Raw genomic sequence first — 22529 nt, forward strand, 5'->3', positions numbered from 1 at the left:
GGACACCGGGTGGGCCAACCTGCCCACCCGGCGTTGCCACCGTCAGACCAGACAGTTCACATTCGAGTGATAAACACAGGCCGTACAGCCGCTGTCGTCGCAGTACTTGTAAACCCAGGTGTTCACGAAGTCTTCGCAGTAGCAGGCGTAATAAGCCCCCGCCTTCGCCTCCGCCTTGGGTACGAAACGCTGCAGCAGCTGATCACCGATCCGGTTCATGACTTTGCGCATACCGAGAATTTCTCCCTTCCCCTGGACGCCGACAGCCGGCGCCCACGAGCGACAGACCGTAAATAGCCGCACCGGAGAAGTCCAGATAGACCACGGTTTTAGCGCCAAAACACCAAGTGGCATAGATCACACGTATTGCCGGAACTACCTCCGTAACGTCGCCTTTTGGCGCTTTCTTTACCGTTGCCCAACCTGCCGTATCACGACGCCAAGCAGTGCGTCCGCGGCATAGAAACCCCATGTCCGGGAATCGGAGCTGACCTGACCGTCGCCGCGTACGACAAGTTTCCCCGGCGGCACGACGTCCGGGCCGCCGGCCGGCACGTCCCCCGGTGTCACCGGGTCACCCGGCATGGCCACCACGCGCTTGACGTTCCATCGGGTTTTGTCGTCGGGACTGGTCAGTGTCACCGGCGGCTCGAGTACGACGATGTCGCCGTGCCGCACCCTTTCCGGACCACGCCGGCGTACCAACACCCGGTCGCCGTGTCGCAACGTGGGCGTCATGCTGGTGCCCTCGACTGTCACCAGCACCAACTGCCGCCGCGCCCACAGAGCGGCGCCGGCCGCGCCAGCCAGCACGCCCACCGCCGCAACCGCCACCCAGGTCCGCCGCATGGCATCCTTTCAGTCGTAAGTCCCGAGAATTCCGCTGAATGACCCAGGCACGCGATTGCCTAGCCCAAAACGCCGACGCTGTTGGCGAGGACGCATTCAGTGCGAGCATCCCATGGCTGGCGACCGGATAGCGCCGTATTTGGTGAGGAGAATCTCGTCAGCGGCGGGTTCACGCTCAGGAGTCGGTCGTGGTGGAATCCGGCGGCCGGGCCATCGACAGTGCGGCCCTGAGCGGCGCACACTATCGACGCCACGGCATCCAGGCGGAGCGAACGGCTCGCGAACCTCCGCGTACTTCCTCAACAAGGAACGTCAGGCGTCACGGCTTTGGGTGACCTTGATGGCGAGGAGCAGCAGCACGATCGCGGCCGCGACGGCGTACGCGGCGGCGAGCCAGGGATGGTAGGGAAGCGTGGCCGGGTCGAACTGGCCGCCGTCGACTTTTGGGTTGCCGGCGGCGAGAAAGTTCTCGGCCGCGGTGAAGGGCATCCAGGGTTGGATGCGCGGGCCGACGATCGGTATGAGTCCGATGATGCGATCGAGCAGGATGGGTTCCAGCAGAACGATCGCGACGGCGGCCGCGGTGGTGCGTACGAGAGCGGCCACCGCGGTCGCGATGACCGCGGCAATGGCGAAAACCAGGCCCGTGCCAGCAACCGCGCGCAATGCCGGCTCAGTGTCGAGTGCCGGAGCGCCGCCAGGTGCGAGCACCGCGACGAAGGCCCACGCCGCGAAGGCCGTCACCACGCCGGCCGCTCCGGCCGCGATCGCGGTGATGGCGGCCTTGGCGATCAGCACCGGAGCGCGGCCGGGGACCGCGATGAAGCTGGTTTTGATGGTGCCAAAGCGGTATTCGCTCGCCACGAACGTCGCGGCCAGGACCAGGATCGCCATCATCGCGGTCGGCCGGCCGGTCTGGCTGGTCGCGATGGTGACGGCGGTGCCGGACTGTCTGGCGGCCGCGGTGAATCCGCCGGCGAAGACCAGCGCCAACACCGGCGCCGCGGCCAGGCACCACCAGGTCGACCGCAGGGTCGTCAGCTTGATGCCTTCGGCGTGCAGGACGTTCATCGGCGGGCCTCCATTCCATGGAATTCGACGGCGCCACTGGTCAGTCGCAGGAACACGTCTTCGAGCGAGCCGCGCCGCGGTGTGAGCTCGTGCAGGACGACGGCGTTGTCGGCGGCGACGTGGCCGACCAGCGCGGCATCGCCGGTGTGTACGAGCAGGCCGTCGCCATCGGTCTCGACACGCAGTCCGCGATGGCGCAGCGCATTGGCGAAACGACCGGCATCGGCGCAGCGAACTCGTACGGTCGCCACCGCGGCCTTGTCGATCAGTTCGTCGACGGTGCATTGCGCCAGCAGCCGTCCGCGGCCGATCACCACCAGGTCGTCGGCCGTGTTGACCATCTCGGCAAGCAGGTGACTGGAGACCAGTACGGTCCGGCCGTCGGCGGCCAGCCGCCGCATCAGCCGGCGGATCCACCGGACGCCTTCCGGGTCCAGGCCGTTGACCGGTTCGTCCAGCAGTACGACCGATGGGTCTCCCAGCAGTGCGGTGGCCAGGCCCAGCCGCTGCGCCATGCCGAGCGAGAAACCGGCCGGCCGGCGATGCCGTACGCCGCTCAGGCCCACCTGTTCGAGCACCTCGTCCACGCGTTTGTGGTCGAGGCCGTTGGACGCGGCCAGCCAGCGCAGATGCGCTCGCGCGGTGCGATGCGGATGCGTCCATCGAGCGTCCAACAGCGCACCGACATGTCGCAGCGGGTGGCGCAGGTCGCGATAGCGCCGGCCGTCGATGCGCGCGGTCCCTGCGTCCGCGTGCTCCAGGCCGAGCAGGATCCGCAGCGTCGTCGTCTTGCCGGCGCCGTTGGGTCCGAGGAAGCCGGTCACCCGACCGGGACGGGCCGTGAAGCTGAGCTCGGTGACCGCGGCGACCGCGCCAAACCGCCTGGTCAGGCCGTCGACGGCGATGCCGCTCACGGCGTGTGCGCCGCGAGGTAGGCGATGACCGGGCGGTCGTCGGCGTCACGCGACACGAAACCGAGATGAGCATCTGGACGTACGACAAACAGCGCGTCACCGCCCAGGTCGGTGTCCACGCCGTACGCCTCGTCGGCCTTCCACTCGGCGTCGATCCGGTATGCCAGCGAGCCACCTCGCGCGGCGATCCACCGCGGCGTCTCCTCGTACGCGGAACCGAAGGCGAGCACCGTCCAGTGCGGTCCGCGGAACAGGTCGAACAGCCGGCCGCCGGTGTGCGCGTTGACGGCGTCCGGCGCCCGGTCACCGGCGGCGAGGCGATCACCCGGCTCGGTCGCGTACGTGAAGGTCAGGCCGGAGGTGTCACGGTCGGACAGGCCTTTCAGGCCGCCGGCGCCGTCGCCGTGCGAGCGCCGGCGGCGGACCTCGGAATCCTCCAGCACGCGCCGGCTATGCCTACGTTGGCCTGGTAGCGCGACAGCCAGGACGCCGATCGGAGGCGGTCGCCGGGAAGGCCGGTCACCTGCTCGAACACGCGCCGCAGGGGTCGCCACGGTCAGCTCGCCTTCCACGGCCGACGACTGGAACTGGAAGTCGTCGGTGCTCGGCAGCGGCCTGAGACCGAGAAACCCCCGCTCCGGATCAATCCACACGTGGCTGCGGTCGCGGTCGAGGCCGTCGACGCGTACGTCCGCGATCAGGCCCTGGTCCTCCTCCAGCGTCTCGCCGTCGAACGAGATACCGAGCAACCGCCGGACAGTGCTGCGCGCGCCGTCGCAGCCGACCACGTACGCGGCACGCAGCTCGATCTGGCGGCCGTCGCGTACCAGCGTCACCGTGACGCCGTCGCCGTCCTGTGCCAGCCCGACGACCTCACTGGAGCGCTCGACCTCGACATCCGACCGGCTCAGCAGTCCGCGAAGCACCTGCTCGACGCGCCACTGCGGCGTCCACAGCGGCAGCTCCGGACAGGGCACGGTCGGCCCGGCGTCCCAGCCGGAGGCGGTGAGCACCTCGCGCGCCAGCTCACACGCCAACGTGAGGCCGGTCGGACCAGCCCCCACCACAAAGACATCCATTGTCGTCCTCCATGGACTTACAGTCGTAAGTTACGGTTAACTTACAGATGTAAGTCTGGGGTGGCAAGCGTGACGGCGTACATTTCTTGGCCGTGAACGCTGTGCCACGTCAGCCGCTGTCGCGGCAGCGCATCCTGGACGCCGCGCTCCAGGTCGGCGACGAGCACGGCCTGGAGGCGATCTCGATGCGGCGCGTCGCCAAACAGCTCGGTGTCGAGGCGATGTCGTTGTACAACCACGTCCCCAACAAGGCGGCGATGGTCGCCGGCATGCTGGAGCACGTGTTCGGCAGCATCACCGTCCCGCCACGGGACGCGCCGTGGCCGGACCGGCTGCGCGCCCTCGGCCTGAGCATGCACCGAGAGCTCGCCGCGCATCCGGTCGCCGTCACGCTCATCGTGACCGATCGCGCCGCGCCACGGCACCGCGCCGCACTCCAGCCAATCGAGGAAATGTTCGCCGCGCTGCACGACGCGGGCCTGGACGCCGCGCGAGCCGCCGTCACGGCCGAGGCGTTCACCGCGCTGATCTTCGGCACCGTACTGTTGCGGCCGGCTCGACAGACCACGTCACAGGCCGACCGGGACGAACTCGAATGGTTTCGGCACACGGTCACCGCAAACGACTTTCCGCACCTCCACAACGCTTTCGGCGCCGCCGGAACGGCAGCCGGCATCGGTTATCAGCTCGAGCTGCTGATCACCGGCATCCAGGTGCAGGCCAAGCGGCTGGCATGAGAGGCCTCCACGCGTTCAGCACATGCGTTGCCACAGGGGCCTGTGGGGCTCACGCCTCCGGTGCCGACCAGCCGTACTTGCGGATCAGGTCCTCGTCGAGCAACTGCATCTTCCCGCCACCGAGGGACCAGTCCTCCCGCTCGGACTCCCGCAGCAGGATCAGCACATCGTCCGGTCGTACGCCGACTTCGGACAGGTTGGCCACGATCGCCTGGTAGAGCGCGAGTTTCATCTCCCGGGTCCGGCCGCGGGTGAGCGTGATCTCCACCACCACCGGATCGCACCGATCACCGTCGAGATAGTGACGGTCTACGTGGAAGGCAGCAGCCGGCTGCGCATCGACGATCTGGAACCGATCGTCCGGTGGAACGCCGAGGGCGCTGACCAGCGCGCGGCGCACACCTTCGGCAACGGCTGCGCGCATCGGTTCGGGACGGTCCGTACTCAGCGTGATCCGGACGAACGGCATGCGAATCCCTTCGGTGGTTGAACTTCGCCGATTGTCGTACGCCCTCAGTGTCAGGCGATGATCCGCCTCTCGTCTACACGCCCACCGAGCGCCGTGTCGTTCACGAGACGCGACGACTCAGGTCGTGGCGAAGCAGCGTCGGCCGGCCCGGCCTGGGCTGATCAGGGCTGCTCGTCCTGGCGGTTGGGGGACGCACGTCCCTGCTCTGCGTCCGGCCTTCGTGCGACCGTCGAGCCAGGACACCAGGAGGAAGCCGTGGCGTACGACGGACCGGACGAGAAGACGCTGCTTTCGTTGCTGACGTTAGCCAGCCGAGCGCCGTCCATTCACAACAGCCAACCATGGATCTGGCGCATCGCCGAGCATTCCATTCATCTCTATCTGGATCGCGACCGGTGGCTGCCGGCCACCGACCCGGACGGCCGCGACGCGGTCATCAGCTGCGGCGCGATGCTGCACCACGTACGCGTGGCGCTCGCCGCTGCCGGTTGGTCGACCACCGTTCACCGGTTTCCCAACCCGGCGGAGGTCGACCACCTCGCCGCCGTCGAGTTCACCGCGAAATCTCCCACCGAAAAGGACATCGCTCTCGCCGGCGCGATCACCCGTCGACGTACCGACCGCCGCCGATACTCCTCCTGGCAGGTGCCGTCGGCATTTCTCAAGCTGCTGGCCGATCGAGCAGCCAAGCAAGGCGCGATCCTCACAGCGACAACGGACTCGCGCGGGCACTACGCACTCGTGTCCCTGTTCGCGGAGGCCGCGCGCTTGCAGGAAGGCGATCCCGCGTACGCGGACGAGCTCGCTGTCTGGACCGGACGCCATTTCGGCTCCACCGACGGCGTTCCGTCGGCAAACACGCCATCCGGCTATGGCGACTACTCCAGCGACCCGCGGCGTACGTTCGCGGACGGAACCCTTGCGCAGACCGAATCCGCCGACCCGGACGCCGGCGAACTGCTGATCATTGGTACGTCCTCGGACGATCCTGCCTCGCAACTGCGCGCCGGCGAGGCCACCAGCGCCGTCCTGCTCGGCGCGACCGACCTGGGTCTGGCCAGCTGCCCGCTCAGCCAGCCGCTCGAGGTCGCCGATACCCGCCGCCGGCTGCGCGACCAGGTCCTCGACGGTGCGCAATGTCCGCAGCTGGTAGTGCGAGTCGGCTGGGCCGCAGCGACACAGGAGCCCCTGCCGGTGACGCCTCGGCGGCCGGTCGGCAGTTTCGCCAACACACTTTCCGCGTACTGACAGGACGGTGATCTTCGGTTCGCTGGGTTGAATCGCGGTCGGCGCACTCACCGCAGTCGCAATGCGAGGCTCGGACAGTGATGGACGGCGGAACGAGCCTCACGGCGCAGGTGTCGCGGCACCGGCCCGGGACGCAGAATCGGATATCCCCATTCGTCGAGCTCGATGAGCTCGGGAAGCAACTCGGCGCACAGACCGTGGCCCTGGCAGCCGATCGGATCGACGGCCAGGTGGGATCGGTGACTGGTCATCGGCGTCCGCCATTCGGCACGCGCGCACGTCCGACCGCGTCGCCGCGGGCCGAGTGCGTCGCCGGAATCTCGTCGGCGAAAGTGGAGAGCGCGCTGGCTGCCAGCCTGACCGCACCATCGGGATGCGCACACGCACCACGGCGCGTCAGCGTCTGCAGACGACGATGCAGTGGCGTGTGCGCCGCTGGTACGCCGCGCGTCAATCTCGCGAAGTCGTCGGCGATGGCCGGCAATCCGAACCTGCACGGACCGCATTGGCCGGCCGACTCGTCCGCCAGATAGCGCAGCATCCGCGCGGTCGTACGCAGCCCGGACCGCTCGACAGGCAGGAAGTCCAGTGCGGCGATGCCGAGGCTCGCACCGGCCGCGCCGAGGTCCGCGTGGGTGAACGGCAGGCATTCGGCGATCGTGGCTGGCAGCCAGGAACCGGCGTACCCGCCGACGAGGACCGCGCGTATCGGTCCGGTCGGCCCGCCGGCGAGCGCGGCCAGGTCGCCGATGGTCGTGCCGAAGTCGGTCTCGTACACACCGGCGGCGGCGACGGCGCCGGACACCGTCACCAGTGTCGTGCCGGGCGAGTCGGCCGTGCCGCGTTCGCGGAACCAGCGTCCACCGTGACGGCTCAGCAGGGCCAGGTGCGCGAAGGTCTCGACATTGCAGACCAACGTCGGCCGGCCGTCGACGCCGCGCTCGTACGCGCGTGTCCCACCGCTGGTGGGGACGGCGCGGCCGGTGTTCAGGAAGTTGACCAGCGACGACTCGGCACTGGCGACATAGCGCGGCGGCAGGCCGGCGAGCTCGATCCGCAGCGGATCACGGCGCTGGGAAAGCGCGGCACGCACTGATCGGAGCCCTGGCGCGCGATCGTGCGTACACAGCACGACCCGTGAGGCACGAGTCGCCACAGCGGTCGCGATCAGGCCGTCCAGAACGAGGTGCGGTGCGACGGCGAGCAGCGCGGCGTCCTTGCTGCTGCCTGGATCGCCTTCACAGCCATTGGCCACGACGACCGGCCGGCGATGCTCACCGACGACGGCCTGGAGTTTGCGTCCGGTCGGAAATCCGGCGCCGCCGCGACCGCGCAGTCCCGATGCGGCGACCTCGGCGATCCACCGGCGGCCGCCGGCAGCGGTGTCGAGACCGGACAGCGGCAGTGGACCGTGCTCACGCAAATGTGCGCTCAGCTGGATCGGACCGGCGGCCGACCAGCCGGACAGCAGCCGAGGCGACGCCGCGATCACCGGCGATCCCGCGCCGCGGCCGGCCGGACCCGAGCGTCCTGACGGCGTACGACCAGCCGCCAGGACACCGCGACGGTGACCGCGACCGCGCATCCGGCGGTGACGAGCAGCACCCACCAGAGTCGGCTGTCGGCGCCACCGATGAGCAGTCCGTGAACGATCGCGACCGGCCAACAGACGTACGCCAGCCAATGCACGATCCGCCAGCCGCGAAGGCCGATCAGGGCCCGTGTCAGGCTCGTGACCAGCAATGCCAGCAGCAGGTCGAACGCAACCGCGCCCAGGCCGAGCGGCATCGGTTGATAGGCGGACGCGAACGGCACGACGGCGTCGACCCAGCGGATGCCGGCGTACGGATCCAGCACGGCGGAGCCGGCGTGGATCACCAGAAACACCAGGATCAGCAACGAGAGGTCGCTGTGCAGCGTCGACAACACGAGCCGGCCGCCGCGCGGGCCACGCAGCCGGCCGGTGTGCAGCGCACCGACCGTGACGGTCGCGGTCAGCAGCAGGAGCGCCACCAGTCCGGTGGCGCGGCTCGCGTACCAGAGCGCGTGGGTCACGACCGGCCGTCCGGCCAGTCGGCGACCGACAGGCAATGTCCAGCCAGGGATCGCAGCCGAGCCGGCAGGCCGCGCGTCTCCAGCCAACCTGGCGCGGCCTCGCCGAGGACGATCGCCGCCGTACTCGCCGCGTTGGCGTCGAGGCAGCTGTCCGCCGCGACGCTGACATTGCCCCACACCGGAGCGGGTAGGTCCCCGGTGCGGGGATCGACGATGTGGTGCAACTCGCGACCAGCCATTCGCCACCGGCGGCGCAGGACGCTGGAGGTCGCGAGTCCACCGGACCACATGGCGATGGTCGCACCGACACCGTGTGGTGGACCGTCGTCGACGCCGACCAGCCAGCCGCCAGCCGGCGCGTCACCGGCCACCGCGATGTCTCCGCCGAGGTCCACCAGGACGCCGCAACGGGCCTCGGCGGCGACGCGCGCGGCGATCCGATCGGCCGCGTACGCCTTGGCCGTCGCGCCGAGATCCACCTCGACTCCGGCCGGGATGACGACCTCGCGCCGGTCTGCGTCCAGCCGGATCTGCCACCAGCCAGGCGCTGGTCGCGGCCGGACCGTGGCCTGCGTACGGTCGGTTGGCACCGCGGCGAAGTCCCGGTCGTAACCGAGACCGCGGACGGCGGCCCCGACCGTCGGGTCGACGAGCCCGCCGGTGGCCCTGGCGACCCGGAGCGCGCCGCCGAGCAGGCCGGTGAGCAACGGGCTCAGTCCGCTGGCCCGGCCCGGCCTGGCGGACAGGACCCGGAGCTCCGAGTCGTCGCGAAAGCGGCTGCAGGCCTGGTCGATCGCCGCTGTCTCCACCCGCAGGATCTCCTCCGCCAACGTCTGCCGGGTCGGGTCGGTGACCACGATCGACGCGGTGGTGCCGAAAATCTCGATGCCGGCCGGTTGTGACACGGCCGTCATGACGCGCGTGAGGTCGCGTGCCGGTGCGGATGAGACGGACTCGGCGTGGGTGGCACGGCCGGCGGCTGGAGAGCCGGCGGGGCTGGTGGTACGGCTGCAGGTGCCGACGGCGTGGATGATCCACTGGAGACACTGTGCGGCACCGTCGCGGCGGCCTGCGTGGCCTGACCGAACGCGAAGCTCAGTCCCGCCGCCAGCGTGGCGCTGGCCAGTGCGGCCGCGCTGGTGGCCAGTGTGCGGACACGCCTGGCGTGGCGACGAGCGGACTGGTGGTCGCGCATACGCATCCGAGACTCCTTTCGACGGCTGGGATCAACCTTCGCCGCGAATCCTTGGAGCTTTTTTGGCCGGCGCGTCGTTACTGTGGCCGAGGTGAGTTCGTCGGCCGACTGGAGCGGGACATGGGTGAGCGGCCGCGGGTCCTCGTGGTCGAGGACAACGCCGAGCTGGTGCGGATCCTCACGACCGTGCTCGCCGACGAGGGCTACCAGGTCGAGGCCGCGGCCGACGGCCAGCGTGGCCTGCACGCCGGGCTCACGCGTGCGTACGACGTCATCGTCCTCGACCGCGGACTGCCGGCCATCGAAGGCGTCGACCTGTTGCAACGGTGGCGCGGCCGAGGCGTGACGACACCGGTGCTGATCCTGTCCGCGCTGGGTAATCCGGCGGACCGGATCGAGGGCCTGGACGCCGGGGCCGAGGACTACCTGTCCAAGCCGTTCGACTTCGGCGAGCTGCTGGCCCGGTTGCGCGCGCTGCGACGCCGTCACCTGGACGACGCTCGTACGCTGCCGGTCGGCGATCGGCTGCTCGACCTGGACACCAGGCAGTTGCGGCCACGCGGCGCGACCGCCGGTGTCCAGCTCTCCGAACGAGAGTGCGCGCTGCTGTCGGTCCTGGCCGGCCGGCCGGCGCGGGTCTTCAGTCGCCGCGAGCTGATCGGCCTGGTGTTCGCCGACGCCGACAGTGAGGTCGTGGTCGACACGTATGTGCACTATCTGCGCCGCAAGGCCGGGCGCGGACTGGTGCGCACGATCCGCGGCCGCGGCTTCCAGCTCGGACCGGGATGATCCGCCGGCAGGCTGGTGCGACGGAGGCCTCGCTGGTCCACCGAGCGGCTCGCCGGCTCGCTCTCCAGGTGGCCGGCACGGTCGCCGTGGTCGTGGTGCTGCTCACCGGCGTCGCGGTGTCGATCGTCGTACGCGAGCAACACACCGCGGCCGACTCGCTGTTGCAGCGCGCCGCGACGACCGCCGACGACGTTGGCGACCCACCCGCCGGCATGTATCTGGCGATCCGGTCTCCGCACGGACTGGCGCGTACGCCGGGGACGCCATCTGGTGCGTTCGACACGGCGGCGATCACGCGCGTGTCAGCGACCGGTGCCGCCGAGTTCGCCGATCGGCACGCCAGCGGGACAGAGTTTCGGATGTTCACCGTGCGCCGGCCTGGACGGACCGTCCAGGCCGTGCTGGACCTGACCGCCGACCACAAAGTGCGTACGCAGCTGGTCTCGGCTCTGGTCGGCGCAGGCGTCGCCGGTCTGCTGCTGGCCAGCCTGCTCGCGGCCTGGGTGAGCCGGCGGGTGGTCCAGCCGCTGTCGGACGCACTACACCTGCAGCGCCGTTTCGTCGCCGATGCGAGTCACGAGCTGCGTACGCCGTTGACGCTGCTCAGCGCTCGCGCGCAGCTGCTCGACCGGCTGTCCGGTGCGGACACCGGCAGCGCCTACCGCGCCGAGGTCGCCGGCCTGGTCGATGACGCGCGACAGCTGGCCGGAACACTCGACGACCTGCTGGCCGCCGCCGACCCACGCGGCGCCGGTCCACCGGCCAGGCTCGATCTGGCCCTGATCGCCGCGAGCGTCGTGGCGGCCAGCGCGGGATTCGCCGACGACCGGCGGATCTCACTCCGCGACGAGTCCGACGGTCCGGTGCCGGTCGTCGGCGGCCCGGTGGCGCTGCGCCGAGCGATCACGGCGCTGGTGCACAACGGCGTACGCCACGCCGACAGCAGTGTTGTCGTAAGAGTGAGCCGCGAGCGTACGAATGCGGTCGTCGAGGTCATAGACGACGGGCCGGGGATCGACCCAGCGGTGCTGCCGCGGCTGTTCGGCCGGTTCGTTTCCGGCGCCGGCGCCACCCGGCGGTCCGGGCTCGGCCTCGCGCTCGTCAGCGACATCGCGCACCGGCACGGCGGCGCCGTCTCCACCCGCAGCCGTCCCGGCCAGACCGTCTTCTCGCTCGTCCTGCCGCTCGCCGACCGGTCGTAGCGCGGTTCCAAGCAAACTCCAAAAATCACCCGGCAGTCTTGTCCGGTGGTATGCGCCTTAGGGCCTGTTTCGACCCTAGCTGCCACCTAAGAGCCATCTATCAACCTCTCGACAGCAAGGTGGGTCGATGCCGACTTTCATCAGCGGGTTGCCGTTGCATGTTCTCGTCGTCCACGCGGTCGTGGTCTTCGTACCACTGGCCGCGCTGAGCGCCGCTGTCTGTGCCGTCTGGCCGGCAGCGCGACGGCGGTACGGATGGCTCGCCGTCGCGGTCACGTTCGTTGCCACGGCGGCGATTCCGATCGCTACGAACAGCGGTGAGGCGCTGCGCGACCGGCTCCCCCGCGATCCGCTCATCGGTGCTCACGCCGAGCTCGGCGACCAGATGCTGGTGTACGTCGCACCGCTGTTGGTGTTGTTGGCCGGCCTGGTGACCGTCGAGCTGCTGCGTACACGTGCCATCACCGATGCCGGCGACGCGACGAACCGGGTCCAGGTCAGGTGGATGCGGCCAGCCACCATCGGATTGGCCGCACTCGTCGTCCTTTTCGCCGTACTGTCGTGCGTCCAGGTGGTCCGCGTTGGTGACTCCGGCGCTCGCGCGGCATGGAGCGACACGCAGTACACCGCACCGAGCGACCGGGGCCAACGAGACTGACCACCACGTCGCGCACTCGTCGCGTTCCGGTCAGTGGCTGGGATATTTGGCCAGGATGTCGTGGAGACGCTCGACGAAACGGAGCGACTCGTCGTGGTCTCGCTGCCAGACGTTGCGGCCGAAGATCAGTCCGGTCGCGCCGGCTTCCATCGACTGACGCGCTTTTTCCAGCATCGACACGTCATCGTTGCGCGCGCCACCCGAAACCAGCAGCAGCGTACGGTTTGCCGACCGGACAACCGAGTCGATCGCCTGCTGGCTGGTGAACTCGGTGTCGTACGCGCGTTGGACGCCGGTTCGCTTCTCCGGATGGGGAAAGTTCACCTTGACCAGATCGGCGCCGAGCTCGGCGGCCGTACGCGCGGCGTAGTCGACGGCATAAAACGAGTCCTTGCCGCCTTTCGCGTCGACGGCCGAGCCGCGCGGATAAGCCCAGACGATCAGCGGCATGCCGTAACGTTGAGCGTCCCGCCGGACCTGTTGGTACTGACCGAAATCCGCTTCCTGCGCCGGCGTGCCGACGTAAAGCGTGTAGCCGACCGCGTCGGCGCCGAGCCGTACCGCGTCGGCGACGGTCGCATGCAACGGCGACAGTGCGCGATCAGAAGACGGGATGTCGGTCTTGCCGTTCAGCTTGAGGATCAGCGGGATCTCGCCGGCGTAGTCCCAGTAGAACTTCTCGGCGAGGCCGATCTGGATCGCGATGCCGTTGAATCCGCCGGCGAGCGCGAGTCGCATGATGTATTTCGGGTCGCTCGCGGCCGGATTGGCGAAGAAGTCTCGCGGACCGTGTTCCAGCCCCTGGTCGTACGGCAGGAAAAGCGCGGTCCCGTTGCGAAGGCCGTGTTGGTGCAGGATGCGGTGCAGGCGGGCTTTCTTGCCGGCGCCGAGGCCGAGTTCGGCCAGATCCGCTCGTGTGCTCATCGACCGGCTCCCTAGAGCACCGGCGCCGGCGCGACCGACGGATTCGCGACCGCGTCGGGGACGGATTGCTTGAGCGGCGCGGGAATCACGACGACGGGACAGGCGGCGTGGCGGGTGCAGGCGGCGCTGACCGAGCCGAGCATCGCGCGCCGCAGCGGTCCGGCCCTGTGCTGTCCGACGACCAGCAAAGCGGCACGCTGCGAGGCCTCGCACAGCACGTGTGACGGCACGCCTTCGACCGCGACCTTCGCGATGACCGGTTCCCCGTCACGCATTTTCACCGCGCGGTTGACCTCATCGTCAAGCAGGTCGACCGCCGCGTCCTCCATCTCGTTGCGAGTCCTGGTGATGTAGGCACCTTCCGGCGCGTACGCCCACGCGTACACGACCTCCACGGCACAGCCGCGGATCGCCGCCTCCTCCAAGGCGAAAGCCAGCGCGCGGCGGCCCGTCTCCTCGCCGTCGATGCCAACCACGATCGGTTTACGGGTCGAGTTGTCGTTCATCTTCGGTCCTTTCTGGGTCGTCACCGCCGAGCGCGAGGCGGAACGGCGGATATTGGTCGGTCATCAGCGCCGCGTATGCGACAACGCGCAGAATCCACCTGTTGACGCCAAGCACCAGGTCGAAAATCCCTCGCGGATAACGTCCGGTGAACAGCAGCGCGATCGCGACGAATATCACCAGCAGTGGCAGGAGCCCGAACGTCACCGGGCCGGACGTGCGCGTGCCGTCGCCAGCCGTGCCGGAAAGCACCAGCCCACCTGTGAAAACCGCGAGGACGAGGTAATGCGGGATCGCCAGCAGCCACCATTTCACCAGTACCTGGCCGCGGGACAGCCGCTCCGGATAGTCGACGTGCAAACGCGCTGGATAGTCAGGGACGTCGGCGAGGGTGAACGGCGGATATCGGTCCGTCGCCAGCGCACCGTTGGCGTAGAACTGCACGCGCCAGTACCAGCGCAGCACACCGACGTTGAAATCGAAAAGCGGTCGAGGATAACGTCCCGTGAACAGTATCGCGAAGAGCGCGACCACGGTCAGTGCGACGAACGCGATCCCCAGGAAGAAAAGAATGACATAGTGCGGAACGGCGAGCAGCCATTTCACCAACCAGAGCCAACGCGACGGAGCGTGCTCCTGGCTGGCCTCGACGCGTACCGGATAGATGGCTGAAGAGGAAACCGTACTCATCGGGCCTCCTTGCTGTCGAAGAACGCTTCCATCCTGCGAAAATCTGGCTCGACGCGGGCAGAGCAACAGGTCCCGCGTTGGTGGGACCGATGACCCGAAAGTCCTGGCGGTGGGCCGAAAGTCCCGGCCTGGAGTGTCGTTTGCCGCTACCTGGCGTACGGACCGTCGAACACACTACGGAACATGACTGCACCCATTGTCGTAGGTGTGAACGGTCGCGACAGCAACGACGACGCGGTCCGCTGGGCCGCGCGGCAAGCGGTGGTGAGCGGACGCCGCCTGCGGTTGGTCGCCGCGATCTGGTCGCCGGAGGACGGTGACATCCAACTGTTGACCGACTCGCAGGCGACCACCGCCAGGATGGTCGACTCCGCGGCCCGGCTGGTACGCCAGATCGCGCCGGCCGTTGGCCTCAGTGCCGAACTCCGGATCGGCAACGCCGTAGACGTGCTCCTGGAACAAAGCCGCGATGCGTGGATCACCGTCATCGGCCGGGAGAACGGCTGGACGGCCGAACACATGGTGACCAACGTTGCCGCGGCGAATCTCATCGGACAACAGGGCTCACCGATCGCCGTCATCAACGCCGGGTTCGGCCTGTCACGGCCCGGGTCGCCGATTACCGTCGGCGTCGACGGATCGCCGGCCTCGTACGCCGCCGCCGAGTTCGCCGCGGACCTGGCGCGCATCCTCGCCGCGCCGATCGAGCTCCTGTCCGCGACACCGTCTGTGGATGGCGGTTCGGCCGACGCACACGCTCAGCATGTGGCCGCCGAACTGATGCTCGCCGACCTGGCCGGCCAATTGCTGCGGAGAGGGCCGTTGCCGCCGATCCACGCGACGGTCCGGCCGGCGTCGGCGGTCGCAGCGCTGCTCGAACGGTCCCGCCGATCACGCCTGCTGGTGCTTGGTACGCGTGGACATTCCACGGCGACCGCGGCCGGCCCGGTCTGCCAGTCCGTCGTCGATCTCGCGGACTGTCCGGTGGTTGTCGTCAACCCGGCGGTCGCGGAGGCTCGTACGCCTTGCCGCGGATCCGTCGTCGAGGCCGGCTCGGCCTGATTCCCATGGATCGGAGATTCGCATGCGGCACGTGAAAGTGCGTCACGTCATGACCGACAACGTCGTGTCCGTCGCGACGCGCACGAGTTACAAGGAGATCGTCCGTCTGCTTGCGGGCAACAGGATCAACGCCGTGCCGGTGACCGCGGACGACGGCCGGGTGGTCGGGATCGTCTCGGAAAGCGACCTGCTGCACAAGGAAGCCGCGCAGACGACGGATTCTCCGGCACATCACCTGCTGCGCCGACACAACCGGGCAACAACCGCGAAAGCGGCCGCCACCCGGGCCGACGAGCTGATGACGACGCCGGTCGTGACGATTTCCGCGGACGACCGCATCGCCAACGCCGCGCGGCTGATGACCGTACACGCGATCAAGCAGCTGCCTGTCGTGGGCGATGACGGCGTTTTGGTCGGGATCGTGGCTCGCCGGGATCTGTTGCGTCTTTTCCTTCGTCCGGACGAATCCGTCGCCGCCGACGTACGCCGTGAGGTCTTCCGGCGCGCTCTCTGCGTGGACACGGCCGGACTGCGTATCGACGTTCGCGACGGTGTCGTCACACTGCGCGGCTGCCTTGAGCGCAAGAGCCTGGTGCCTGACGCGGTCGCGTTGACGCGGCGCGTGGACGGAGTCGTCGACGTGGTGAACGAACTGAGCTACGCGGTCAACGACGCTCACACCAGCCGACGATGAACCGTCCGGTGTGGGCAGCGTTCGTCAGACAGGGTCGGAGTCGAGGCTGACGCCGCGCACTATCCAGACACACATCGAGCCGGCAATATGACGTCCTGTGTCGAGGCCGGACGATTTCAGCGAGAGCGCGCCGCCTCCAGCAACGCGCCGAGCAATCTCGCCGGACCAGCATCGGCAGCGGCCGATTCCGTGGTCCGCACGTTTTGTAGCGCACCTACGCAATGACCTCCCGGAGTCCAAACGCGGCCTGGTCGTGTTGTCGGCAGCCGTCTAGGTCAGAAATTCGTTGGTTAGCTCGGGGATCCAGGCGGTGACTGAGCGCGCCGGAAAAGCGCCCTCATACCGGGCGTATTCGGGCGCGATGGCGGGGATCCGCAGCCAACTGCTGCCGCGCCTGCGACAGCGCCTCGGCCTGTCGAACAGGGTAAGCGGCCAAGGGGCGAGGATCCACCGATCGGCGCTCCGGACCTTCCAGGCTCGACCTCTACACAAATGTCAGGTGAGGTGGCCCGCACGGATCTGGAAACGGGTGCCGAGCATCGAACCCCATTCACGTGCTCGCATGAGCTCGCCGTCCTCCAGCGGTCCCGGCGTACCTTTGACGAAGAAGGAGGTCGGCACGGCGATCGGCAGGATGCCGTGTCGTTCCAACCGCCGCGCGGCCGCGTTGGCGGCTGATCCGGGTACGTGTTGCACTCGGGTGTCGAAGGTCGCAGCAACCGTGTGCCCGCCGGAAAGCTCCAGCTTGGCGAGCCAGTCCCGCAGACCGATGCCGGCCGACACCAGCGGCCGGTCGGCCTGTCTGGCCGCGTCCCGGCGCGTACTGGCCCGGCTCAGTCCGAATGCGTGTGTCGGTCCGCCGACGACCAGCAGGTCGAGGTCGGACGGCAGCCGCGTCGGTGCCGCGCCAACCTCCACGGTGTCGACATCGAGATGCCGGGACAGGCCGGCGGCGATCGCCTTGGCGACAACCTGGGTGTTGCCGAACATGGACTCGTAAACGACGAGTGCGCGCATGGTCGTGTCCTTCCACTATCTGAAGATGTCGCGTAATTCGAGCGGAAACTGGTCAAGTGCCTTCGTCACCACACCTGATCCGGTGCGACTGGCGACGACCGTCCGTACGATGGCCGCGGCCTTCGGTACGTCGCCGGCGGAAATTCCGGCCTGGTCGGCGAAATCCTCGATATAGCCGAGGATGTCGTGGCTGACCGGAACCGTGTGGGGATTCCAGCCGTCGTAGTAGACCCCTCGCCAGAGTTCGGGAAGCTGTGCGGCGAAGTGTGCGGCCATGGTGACGGTCAACCGGTCCCGTAAGGTGTGCAACCAGGCACGCAGCACCCGATAGGCGAATTGTTCGTCGTGCGTGTCGTAGGCCTTCGCGACATCACGAAGCCATTCCGCGGCGATCTGGGTGGCTCGTCCGAACGGCGCCGCCGTCGTCCTCGACATGTTTGTCTCCTATTCTTCTGGCGGTGTCCAGCGCCGGCATCGTTCGGCGGCCTTGGCTATCCACAGGCCGAGATTGTCCGGTCCGCCGTCACGGACCCAGTCATAGGTCTGGCAGGACTCCGGCAACGGATTGTCGCCAGGCGGTTCGACCACACCCCACTGGTCCTTGATCCCGTGGATGTGGACGCCGATCAGGCTGTTGCCGCGTTCCAGGGTTTTGGCTATCTCATACGGCGTCCAGGGCCTGGCGCTGGTCCGGCTGCCGATCAACATGACGGTGACCACGGTGTCCAGGATCGCGTTGTACAACAGCCTGCGGATGGCACCGTCCCCCTGCTGTTTCTCATACTGCCAGGCCCACGGCTCCACGTACGTCGGCCTGATCGTGGCGTCCTCCAGCGCATAACGCAGGACCTGCGCCGCGCGGTCCGCGTCGTGGCCGTGGTGGTAGGAAAAGTACGCTCCCGTCGGCATCGCGACCGCCTCATCCACCGGCCGCGGCATCCCGGACGTACGTCTGCGGCTCGGTCGGCAGATGGTCCACGTATCGCTGGAAATACCGTTGCGTACGCTCAGGGCTGGTCGGCGCCGGCAACGCCACCGTACGGACCACTCGCGGATTCAGATATTCGGTGAGCCGTTTGATCGCGCTCCCTTTTCCAGCGCCATCACGGGCCTCGAAGACGATCACCAGTCGGGCCGGTTCGTACCGGATCCATCCCCGCAACGCCATCAGCTTGTTCCGCAACCGGTCGAGCTCGCGTTCGTACGCCTCACGCGACAACTGCGCGCCGCCGGTCTCCGACGTTCGCCTACCCATCCGGGATCACTCCTTGCCGCTGAGCTCGCGAGGCGTCGGCTGGTCGGCCGGGTTTGGGTGCGCCGGACGCTTTCCCAGCTGTACGAGTTGGACCGCGCGGGAAAGGTCGGCCGCCGTGAGAATGCCGACCAGCCTGCCGTCGTCGACCACCAATACCGCGTCCGCGGGATCACGCAGGACGCCGGATTGGGTCACGTCCGACAGCGCCTCCCCCGACGGCACGCTGTGTCCCGCGCCGAGCGGGCGCGCGATGTCGCGTACGCACAGATCCGGCCGGCGTACGCGTTGGCCGGCCACCAGGTCGCCGAGGCTGACCAGACCCACCGGTCGGCCGTCGAAGTCCACCACCGGAAACGTCCGGTGACCCAGTCCGCTGCCGGCGAGCCGGTCGACGAACGCGTCGACGGTCCACCAGGCGGGCACGACGACCGGCCGGCTCGACATCACGTCGTTCGCCGTTATGTCACGGAGTTTCCGTACGACCGGCAGGTTGCGCTCGGCGCTGGCGGCAACGACCAGGAACCAGCCGACCGCGGCCAGCCACAGACCGCCGAGCCATCCGGAAAGGAACGCGCCGGTCAGTCCGAACGCGATCATCGCGAGTCCGAGAATCCTGCCGGCGCCGGCCGCGACGGCCTCGGCTCGGTCGCGGTCACCGGTGACTTTCCAGACGATCGCTCGGAGAACACGTCCACCGTCCAGCGGAGCGCCTGGCAACAGGTTGAACACGGCCAAAATCAGGTTGGACGCGGCGAGCCAGAACAACGTGACCAACACGATCGCCGGAAGGTGTGCCGCCGCCGCGACGAACGCGGATGCCGCGAACACCACAGCGGCCGCCAGACTGGTGAGCGGACCGGCCGCGGCGATCAGCAGATCCGATCCTGGCGACGCCGGCTCGTCCCTGATCTCCGTCACGCCGCCGAGCAACCACAGCGTGATCGACCGTACCCGACCGCCGTGGTGTCGAGCGGTGGCAGCGTGCGCGATCTCGTGCGCCAGTAGGGAAAAGATGAATGCCGCCGCGGCCAGCAGACCGGCCGTCCAGTACGCCGTCACCGGATAGCCGGCGACCGCCGCCGGCAGTGCGCTACTCGCCAGGATCCAGGCCACCAGGACGGCGGTCACGAGTACGGTCCAATGAGCCCGCAGCGGAATCCCGGCCCATCTTCCGATGGATATCGTCGCCTTCATCCTCGGCCTTTCGACAGTGGAGGGATCGCGCTCTCCACGCGGATGTCACCGTCATCGACTCACGACGTGCTCAGATGAACAGCAGCTGCGCGCCGTCGGTCTTCTCGATGAAATCGGCGGCGCTGATGATGTCTTCGACGCCGTCGTACAGGTCCTCCAGGGACAGGTGCATCATGTCCGCCGACATCCGGCATCCCCAGAGGTGACCGCCGGAGGCCACGATCTGGTCGAGGAACTCCGGCACCTCGGGGACGCCGACGTCGGCGATCTGGTTTTTCATCATGTGAGTGGCCATCGCGGTCATCCCCGGCAGTCCGCCGAGGCCCTGTGGCAAATGCGTCGCGGTGTTCCCCAGCACGGTGAACTTCAGGCCGTCCATCCGCGCTTTGGTGATGATGTCGAAACCCCAGAAGGTGAAGAACAAATGGGTTTCGACGCCTTCGCCGAGGGCCGCGTTGGCGAGCACCAGGCCGGGATATGCCATGTCGAGGTTTCCCTTGGAACAGATGATCGCCAGCTTGCGGCCGATCGTCGACTCGTCGTCGAAACTGGGGACTCGCGCAGGCGCCGTCTCAGCGGTGGTGGTCATGTCGGCTCCTTTTCTCACACACAGCCGTGCGGCTTTGGCAGGCCGGCGATGTAGGCCATCTTCTTGGCCGGTTTTTTCGGAAAAAGCTGGAACAGTTCCTTGATCGGGATGCCGCAAAGCTGTGCGGCGCGGCGGAGCGTGGCGGTCTCACCCTGACTCCGGTAGTCGCGGCGCAGGAAACGGATCGCCGTCCAGTGGCGGTCGGTCAGATCGACACCGATCAGCGCCGCCAACTGTTTGGCCAGGTCCTCGTCCCATTCGTCGTACTGGGTGAGGAAACCTTCCTCGTCGACATGGACCTCGCGGCCGCCGATCATGGTCGTTGACATGGTCACTCCTCTGGGTGTTTTCCGGCCATCGTCAGATGCGACGGCAGCGGGACAGGCAGGCCGGGAAGCAGTACGTGCCAGTAGATCCACCGGAAGGCGAGCTTTCCCCAGTGGTTCACCGGCGACTCGGCCAGCAGGCGGCACGGACCCAGCCACGGCAGCGGATAGCGCCCCGGCAACGGCTCGGTGTCGTAGTTGAAGTCGATCAGCAGGCCCTTTCCGGCGCCGGACTCGACAAAGCAGTTGGCGTGGCCGTCGAACCGCCTCAGCATCGGCTTGCCGCCGACATACCGTACGAAGTTGTCGGCGAACACCTCCACCGAGAAGTGCGCGACCGAGCCGGCCTTGGAAGCCGGCAGGTCGTTGGCGTCGCCGATCGCGAAGATGTTGGGGAACTGCTTGGAAAGCATGGTGTGCTTGTCCACCGCGACGTAATTGAGCTCGTTTCCCAGGCCGGACTTCGCGACGTAGTCAGCTCCCATGTTCAGCGGCACGGTGACCAACAGATCGAACGGTATTTCGCGTTCGTCATAGGAAACCAGCGTCTTGGTGTCCGGGTCGACGCTCTCGACCATGAAGTCGGTTTCCAGCACGATCTTGCGTTCCTCCAGCATCGAACCGAGCCGGTGGGACGCGATCGGTTTGGTGAACGCTCCGGGCAACGGCGTGACGTAGACGAGCTCGACGTCGTCGCGAATGCCGCACTCGCGGAAGTACGCGTCCGCGAGAAAGGTGAATTCCAGCGGCGCCACCGGACATTTGATCGGCATGTCCACGACATGCACCACCATCCGGCCGCCGCGGAAGTCACCCAACGCCGATGCCAGCGCGACGGCGCCATCGTAGGTGTAGAAGTCGAAAACGCTGCTGCGCCACAGCCGCCCGTCGGCCATTCCAGGTGTCTGGTCCGGTCGCGGCGTCGTCCCGGTCGCGATGACCAGGTAGTCGTACGCCAACGCGCGGCCGTCGGTCAGCAGCACGCGGTTATGGTCCGGCTCGACCAACGCGATCTCGCCGTGGATCAGATCCACGTCGTCACGAAGCAGCCGGCGGCTCGGCCTGGAAACCTCGTCGGGCCGATACCGGCCGAATGGGATGAACAAATAACCCGGCTGGTAGAAGTGGGTCTCGCTCTGGTCGACGACCGACAGCCGCCACTCGTCCGGATGCAGACGCCGCCGGAGCTTGTTCGCGGCCATCGTGCCGGCCGTGCCGGCGCCGAGGATGAGCAGCCGTTTCATCGTCGTCTCCTCGCGCTCTGTCCTGTGTTTCCGACGCTATTGCGCGACGGACACGCCGCGCAGGGACGGAGGTCCCCGGCCGCCAAGGCCGACGGTCGGTGACGCTGGTCGCACGGCGCATCGTCAGCTGGCGGACGCCCGGCCGGACAGATAACGCAACTTGTTGCGTACGGCGACAACACCTGGAACGGCGGCCGTCAGCCGGCCGGCGATCTCGACCTCGCTTTCGCGGTCCAGGTGTCCTTCCAGCGTCACCAGGCCATCGACAACGGCGACATGGACGTCGCGCAGATCGGCCCACAGCGTCCGCTCGAAGACTTCGTGCAGCACATTGGCGCGGACATCTTCGTCGGTGCGATCGTAGAGTCGCAACAGATCGCCGCGTGAGAGCACGCCGATCAGCCGGTTTTCGTCGTCCGTTACGAAAAGCCGGCGCCGTCCGGTGCGGCACAACTCCCGTGCCGCGGCCGCGTACGAAACGTCGGCGGTGATCGTGTCGACCGGGGTCGTCATGAGGTCCGCCGCCGTCCGTACGACCGCGGGCTCGCTCGGCCGCCGGTGCCGCCGGCGCTTTTCTCGCCGTGGAATCAGATCGCCCTCGGCGACGACGCCGACCGGCGAACCGGAGTCGTCAAGCACGGCGACCGCGCCGATTTCACGCTCTACCAGCAGAACGACGATCGCCTTGACAGGCGTGTCCGGCCGTACCGTCACCGGACCGCGGGTCATCAGCTGCGCCACGGTTGGACCGCGCATGACTGCCT

At 68.0% G+C, this 22529-nt stretch carries 30 protein-coding genes; 7 read left to right on the plus strand and 23 right to left on the minus strand.

The features are described 5' to 3' along the window. Positions 1–42 precede the first annotated feature (42 nt). From GNX95_RS11880 to GNX95_RS44015, 5 genes are all read right to left on the minus strand, one after another. On the minus strand, positions 43–231 hold the full coding sequence (locus GNX95_RS11880; RefSeq protein ID WP_163507142.1) for a hypothetical protein: 189 nt from the start codon (positions 229–231) through the stop codon (positions 43–45). A 177-nt stretch (positions 232–408) separates the two neighbouring features. Then, entirely contained in the window at positions 409–849 is a 441-nt protein-coding gene (lepB, locus tag GNX95_RS11885) for a signal peptidase I (RefSeq protein ID WP_163507143.1), read from the minus strand. 312 nt (positions 850–1161) lie between these two features. Further along, positions 1162–1920 carry a hypothetical protein gene (locus GNX95_RS11890; protein WP_163507144.1) on the minus strand — a complete coding sequence of 253 codons (759 nt, stop codon included), beginning with the start codon at positions 1918–1920 and terminating at the stop codon, positions 1162–1164. Further along, positions 1917–2834 (minus strand): ATP-binding cassette domain-containing protein, encoded by a 918-nt coding sequence (locus GNX95_RS11895; RefSeq protein ID WP_222853529.1) that lies wholly within the window; start codon positions 2832–2834, stop codon positions 1917–1919. The genes GNX95_RS11890 and GNX95_RS11895 overlap by 4 nt, the downstream gene beginning before the upstream one ends. Then, positions 2831–3913 (minus strand): FAD-dependent monooxygenase, encoded by a 1083-nt coding sequence (locus tag GNX95_RS44015; protein ID WP_163507145.1) that lies wholly within the window; start codon positions 3911–3913, stop codon positions 2831–2833. The genes GNX95_RS11895 and GNX95_RS44015 overlap by 4 nt, the downstream gene beginning before the upstream one ends. A gap of 92 nt (positions 3914–4005) precedes the next feature. Between GNX95_RS44015 and GNX95_RS11905 the strand changes: the two genes are divergently transcribed. Then, a complete protein-coding gene (locus tag GNX95_RS11905) occupies positions 4006–4650 on the plus strand; it encodes a TetR/AcrR family transcriptional regulator (RefSeq protein ID WP_163507146.1) in 645 nt (214 codons plus the stop codon). A 49-nt stretch (positions 4651–4699) separates the two neighbouring features. Here GNX95_RS11905 and GNX95_RS11910 read toward each other — a convergent pair whose 3' ends face one another. Continuing rightward, positions 4700–5119: a tautomerase family protein gene (locus tag GNX95_RS11910; protein WP_163507147.1), complete on the minus strand. Its 420-nt coding sequence runs from the start codon at positions 5117–5119 to the stop codon at positions 4700–4702. Positions 5120–5374: 255 nt separating this feature from the next. On the opposite strand from GNX95_RS11910, the gene GNX95_RS11915 reads away from it, so the two are divergent. Then, complete coding sequence (locus tag GNX95_RS11915) at positions 5375–6367, plus strand: Acg family FMN-binding oxidoreductase (RefSeq protein WP_163507148.1); 993 nt, start codon at positions 5375–5377, stop codon at positions 6365–6367. A 47-nt stretch (positions 6368–6414) separates the two neighbouring features. Here GNX95_RS11915 and GNX95_RS11920 read toward each other — a convergent pair whose 3' ends face one another. From GNX95_RS11920 to GNX95_RS11940, 5 genes are read right to left on the minus strand one after another with little or no spacing between them, the layout of a single operon-like run. Continuing rightward, positions 6415–6618: a ferredoxin gene (locus tag GNX95_RS11920; protein ID WP_163507149.1), complete on the minus strand. Its 204-nt coding sequence runs from the start codon at positions 6616–6618 to the stop codon at positions 6415–6417. Then, the gene (locus tag GNX95_RS11925) at positions 6615–7859 is read right to left on the minus strand and encodes an NADH-ubiquinone oxidoreductase-F iron-sulfur binding region domain-containing protein (protein WP_222853530.1); all 1245 of its coding nucleotides are present in this window, start codon (positions 7857–7859) and stop codon (positions 6615–6617) included. Before GNX95_RS11925 ends, GNX95_RS11920 begins: the two co-directional genes overlap by 4 nt. Further along, the gene (locus GNX95_RS11930) at positions 7856–8422 is read right to left on the minus strand and encodes a ferric reductase-like transmembrane domain-containing protein (protein WP_163507151.1); all 567 of its coding nucleotides are present in this window, start codon (positions 8420–8422) and stop codon (positions 7856–7858) included. The genes GNX95_RS11925 and GNX95_RS11930 overlap by 4 nt, the downstream gene beginning before the upstream one ends. Then, positions 8419–9336, minus strand: coding sequence for an FAD:protein FMN transferase (locus GNX95_RS11935; RefSeq protein WP_163507152.1), 918 nt, complete (start codon positions 9334–9336; stop codon positions 8419–8421). Before GNX95_RS11935 ends, GNX95_RS11930 begins: the two co-directional genes overlap by 4 nt. Further along, on the minus strand, positions 9333–9623 hold the full coding sequence (locus tag GNX95_RS11940) for a hypothetical protein (RefSeq protein ID WP_163507153.1): 291 nt from the start codon (positions 9621–9623) through the stop codon (positions 9333–9335). The genes GNX95_RS11935 and GNX95_RS11940 overlap by 4 nt, the downstream gene beginning before the upstream one ends. 114 nt (positions 9624–9737) lie before the next feature. Between GNX95_RS11940 and GNX95_RS11945 the strand changes: the two genes are divergently transcribed. The 3 genes from GNX95_RS11945 (at position 9738) to GNX95_RS11955 (ending at position 12266) form a co-directional block, all read left to right on the plus strand. Further along, a complete protein-coding gene (locus GNX95_RS11945; protein WP_163507154.1) occupies positions 9738–10406 on the plus strand; it encodes a response regulator transcription factor in 669 nt (222 codons plus the stop codon). Next, positions 10403–11608 (plus strand): sensor histidine kinase, encoded by a 1206-nt coding sequence (locus GNX95_RS11950; RefSeq protein ID WP_163507155.1) that lies wholly within the window; start codon positions 10403–10405, stop codon positions 11606–11608. Before GNX95_RS11945 ends, GNX95_RS11950 begins: the two co-directional genes overlap by 4 nt. Positions 11609–11735: 127 nt before the next feature. Continuing rightward, positions 11736–12266, plus strand: coding sequence for a DUF2231 domain-containing protein (locus GNX95_RS11955; RefSeq protein WP_163507156.1), 531 nt, complete (start codon positions 11736–11738; stop codon positions 12264–12266). 30 nt (positions 12267–12296) lie between these two features. Here the strand turns inward: GNX95_RS11955 and GNX95_RS11960 are convergent, their stop codons facing one another. Genes GNX95_RS11960 through GNX95_RS11970 form a run of 3 tightly spaced genes read right to left on the minus strand, consistent with a single transcriptional unit; the run spans position 12297 to position 14384 of the window. Further along, on the minus strand, positions 12297–13190 hold the full coding sequence (locus GNX95_RS11960; RefSeq protein ID WP_163507157.1) for a class I fructose-bisphosphate aldolase: 894 nt from the start codon (positions 13188–13190) through the stop codon (positions 12297–12299). 11 nt (positions 13191–13201) lie between these two features. Next, positions 13202–13696, minus strand: a complete 495-nt coding sequence (locus GNX95_RS11965; RefSeq protein ID WP_163507158.1) for a universal stress protein — start codon at positions 13694–13696, stop codon at positions 13202–13204. Beyond that, entirely contained in the window at positions 13674–14384 is a 711-nt protein-coding gene (locus GNX95_RS11970; RefSeq protein WP_163507159.1) for a DUF4389 domain-containing protein, read from the minus strand. Before GNX95_RS11970 ends, GNX95_RS11965 begins: the two co-directional genes overlap by 23 nt. A 183-nt stretch (positions 14385–14567) precedes the next feature. Between GNX95_RS11970 and GNX95_RS11975 the strand changes: the two genes are divergently transcribed. Together GNX95_RS11975 and GNX95_RS11980 are read left to right on the plus strand one after the other, a co-directional pair. After that, positions 14568–15446 (plus strand): universal stress protein, encoded by an 879-nt coding sequence (locus GNX95_RS11975; RefSeq protein ID WP_163507160.1) that lies wholly within the window; start codon positions 14568–14570, stop codon positions 15444–15446. Between the two features lie 49 nt (positions 15447–15495). Next, on the plus strand, positions 15496–16140 hold the full coding sequence (locus tag GNX95_RS11980) for a CBS domain-containing protein (RefSeq protein WP_222853531.1): 645 nt from the start codon (positions 15496–15498) through the stop codon (positions 16138–16140). A gap of 495 nt (positions 16141–16635) precedes the next feature. Here GNX95_RS11980 and GNX95_RS11985 read toward each other — a convergent pair whose 3' ends face one another. From GNX95_RS11985 to GNX95_RS12025, 9 genes are all read right to left on the minus strand, one after another. Next, positions 16636–17157, minus strand: a complete 522-nt coding sequence (locus tag GNX95_RS11985; protein ID WP_163507162.1) for a flavodoxin family protein — start codon at positions 17155–17157, stop codon at positions 16636–16638. Positions 17158–17172: 15 nt separating this feature from the next. Further along, a complete protein-coding gene (locus GNX95_RS11990; protein ID WP_163507163.1) occupies positions 17173–17592 on the minus strand; it encodes a DUF2267 domain-containing protein in 420 nt (139 codons plus the stop codon). Between the two features lie 9 nt (positions 17593–17601). Then, positions 17602–18066: a TIR domain-containing protein gene (locus GNX95_RS11995; protein ID WP_163507164.1), complete on the minus strand. Its 465-nt coding sequence runs from the start codon at positions 18064–18066 to the stop codon at positions 17602–17604. Between the two features lie 10 nt (positions 18067–18076). Further along, on the minus strand, positions 18077–18412 hold the full coding sequence (locus GNX95_RS12000; RefSeq protein ID WP_163507165.1) for a polyphosphate kinase 2 family protein: 336 nt from the start codon (positions 18410–18412) through the stop codon (positions 18077–18079). Between the two features lie 6 nt (positions 18413–18418). After that, positions 18419–19606, minus strand: coding sequence for a site-2 protease family protein (locus GNX95_RS12005; RefSeq protein ID WP_163507166.1), 1188 nt, complete (start codon positions 19604–19606; stop codon positions 18419–18421). Positions 19607–19676: 70 nt separating this feature from the next. Further along, entirely contained in the window at positions 19677–20195 is a 519-nt protein-coding gene (locus GNX95_RS12010; protein WP_163507167.1) for a DsrE/DsrF/DrsH-like family protein, read from the minus strand. A 14-nt stretch (positions 20196–20209) separates the two neighbouring features. Next, positions 20210–20524, minus strand: a complete 315-nt coding sequence (locus tag GNX95_RS12015) for a TusE/DsrC/DsvC family sulfur relay protein (protein ID WP_163507168.1) — start codon at positions 20522–20524, stop codon at positions 20210–20212. Between the two features lie 2 nt (positions 20525–20526). Then, the gene (gene sqr / locus GNX95_RS12020) at positions 20527–21765 is read right to left on the minus strand and encodes a type III sulfide quinone reductase, selenoprotein subtype (protein WP_163507169.1); all 1239 of its coding nucleotides are present in this window, start codon (positions 21763–21765) and stop codon (positions 20527–20529) included. Between the two features lie 123 nt (positions 21766–21888). Then, the gene (locus GNX95_RS12025) at positions 21889–22521 is read right to left on the minus strand and encodes a CBS domain-containing protein (RefSeq protein WP_163507170.1); all 633 of its coding nucleotides are present in this window, start codon (positions 22519–22521) and stop codon (positions 21889–21891) included. Between the last annotated feature and the right edge of the window lie 8 nt (positions 22522–22529).

The sequence above is a fragment of the Fodinicola acaciae genome, assembly GCF_010993745.1.
Classification (GTDB): domain Bacteria; phylum Actinomycetota; class Actinomycetes; order Mycobacteriales; family HKI-0501; genus Fodinicola; species Fodinicola acaciae.